The sequence below is a fragment of the Kitasatospora sp. MBT66 genome, assembly GCF_000710405.2.
Taxonomy (GTDB): Bacteria; Actinomycetota; Actinomycetes; order Streptomycetales; family Streptomycetaceae; genus Kitasatospora; species Kitasatospora purpeofusca.
Window position 1 is genome coordinate 53,309 of the sequence record NZ_JAIY01000008.1, and the last position, 1,378, is coordinate 54,686.

Below are 1,378 nucleotides of genomic sequence, written 5' to 3' on the forward strand. Positions count from 1 at the left end.
CCTCGGCGGGGACCCGCCGGCCCTCCCGCACCGCCGTCACCAGCTCCGGCACCCCGCTCTCCGGGTACGGCGCCCGCCCGGTCGCCATCCGGTGCAGCAGCACCCCGAGCGCCCAGCAGTCGCCGGCCGGGCCGCCGTCCAGCGGCCACCGCTCGGCCACCGGCCCGACCAGCGCGGCCCGCACCTCGTACCGCCGCCGCCCGCCCGGACCGCCCAGCTCCTCGGCCAGCGCCTCCTCGGCCACCCCGGGGAGCAGCCCGCCCAGCAGGGCCGCGCCGTCCTCGCCGACCAGCACCGAGGCGGCCGTCACGTTGCCGTGCACCAGGCCCGCCCCGTGCAGCGCCCGCAGCGCCCCGGCGAGGTCCGCCGCCACCTCCGCCGCCCGGTACGGCGGCAGCGGGCCGGCCCCGAGCAGCGCGTCCAACGGCAGTCCGGCGGGCCGTTCCTCGACCGTCCACAGCAGGTCGCCCTCGACGAACGCCCCGGCGCCCTGCAGCAGTCGGGCGTGCCGGGGCGCCGCGGCGCCGACCGCCGCCACCCGCCGCACCAGCCGCTCCCCCGGCTCCGCGACCGGGCCTTCCGGCTCCTGATCCCCGATCAGCACCGTCGGCAGCTCCAGCGCGCGCATCCGCACGACGTCACCGGTCCGCTCGTCCGCGGCGAACGCGCCCAGCGCCTCCAGGTGGTCCGTCAGCCGATAACGCCCCGCCAGCACCTGCCCCGGGCCCGCTCGCATGCGTGTTCCTCTCCGCTCGCCGCCAAGCCTAGTTGCCCGCGGAAGGCACCGCCCGGGTCCCCCGGATTACCCTCGGTCCATGGACTGGAGCGATCTCATCGACACGGCCTTCGACGTGGCCGGCAACAGCAGCAGTGACCAGCGGGCCGCGACCCTGCGGACGGTCGAGGCGAACGTCGCCCCCGACGAGAAGCCGATCGCCTCCACGGCGGGACGCCACCCCGACCACTTCCGCAAGGGCGTCCTGGTCCTGACCACCCACCGGCTGCTCTTCCTCAAGGACGGCAAGCCCCCGGTCCCGGTTCCGCTCCCGGCGGTCACCGACGCGACCGTCACCAGGACCCGGATCAACGGCGAGGTACTGCTCGTGGTCGCGCTGACCGGCTCGCACCGCTTCGAGGACGTGGTCAAGGCCGAGGTGTTCGCCGAGCAGATCCGGGCCGCCGCCCGGCTGGCCCGCGAGGGCTCGCGGAAGGAGCCGGTCGCCGCCGCCCCCGCGGCCCCCGCCTCCACCGGCGCCGACCTGCTCGACCAGTTGGAGCGGCTGGCCGCCCTGCACACCGCCGGCGCCCTCACCGCCGAGGAGTTCACCCGCGCCAAACAGCGCCTCATCGGCTGACCGAACGGGCACCCCCGCCCCGA

At 77.1% G+C, this 1,378-nt stretch carries 1 protein-coding gene and 1 pseudogene; one reads left to right on the forward strand and one right to left on the reverse strand.

The features are described 5' to 3' along the window. Positions 1-736 (reverse strand): annotated as a pseudogene (locus BI06_RS51025) (protein tyrosine kinase); the annotation flags it as partial. Positions 737-815: 79 nt separating this feature from the next. Between BI06_RS51025 and BI06_RS21420 the strand changes: the two are divergent. Next, a complete protein-coding gene (locus tag BI06_RS21420) occupies positions 816-1,355 on the forward strand; it encodes an SHOCT domain-containing protein (protein ID WP_030393343.1) in 540 nt (179 codons plus the stop codon). The last annotated feature ends 23 nt before the right edge of the window (positions 1,356-1,378 follow it).